The sequence below is a fragment of the Arthrobacter sp. SIMBA_036 genome, from assembly GCF_046535135.1.
Lineage (GTDB): Bacteria > Actinomycetota > Actinomycetes > Actinomycetales > Micrococcaceae > Arthrobacter.
Window position 1 is genome coordinate 1 of record NZ_JAWRXG010000045.1, and the last position, 524, is coordinate 524.

The 524-nt window shown below is 60.3% G+C and carries 1 protein-coding gene; it reads left to right on the forward strand.

Annotation, left to right across the window (positions count from 1 at the left end):
• Nucleotides 1-414: TetR family transcriptional regulator C-terminal domain-containing protein (locus tag SB659_RS19065; RefSeq protein ID WP_410551520.1), on the forward strand; the 414-nt coding region annotated here is incomplete at its 5' end.
• Between the last annotated feature and the right edge of the window lie 110 nt (nt 415-524).

The following is a 524-nucleotide window of genomic DNA, read 5'->3' on the forward strand; positions in this document are numbered from 1 at the left end:
CCGACGCAACCCGAGGGGCTGCAGGCGGTACTGGGCTATGTCCGCGTCTACCTTGGGCGCAGTGATCCGAAGTGGACAAACACCCGCACACTCCTGCTTCTGCTGGCGGAGTCCTTACTGGAGAACTCGGAAACGGCCGGAGTCGTCGCCGAATACAACCGGGAGATGTTTGCATGGCTGGAGGACAACCTGCGGGTGGGAATTACCCGCGGCGAGGTGCGCAGCGATATCGATCCCGCGCTCGGGGCTGAGTTCGTCGTTGGCGCTATGCGGGGGTTGGCCTTACAGCGTCTACTGCAGGGGCCGGTGGCAGACATACGTGGAATCAGGGATCAGGTAGTGCGATTAGTCGAACACATGTTCGCAGCACCGATCAGCCAAGACCTGAACGAAGAAGCAAACAACGAACGATGACATACCAGAGATGCTCCATCAAACGGCGGTAACCTTCGTCCCCAATGGACGCTCTGACGTCTAGCTGCCGGGGACCCTTACGCGTCGGCGTGATCTCGGCTGTCGCACGT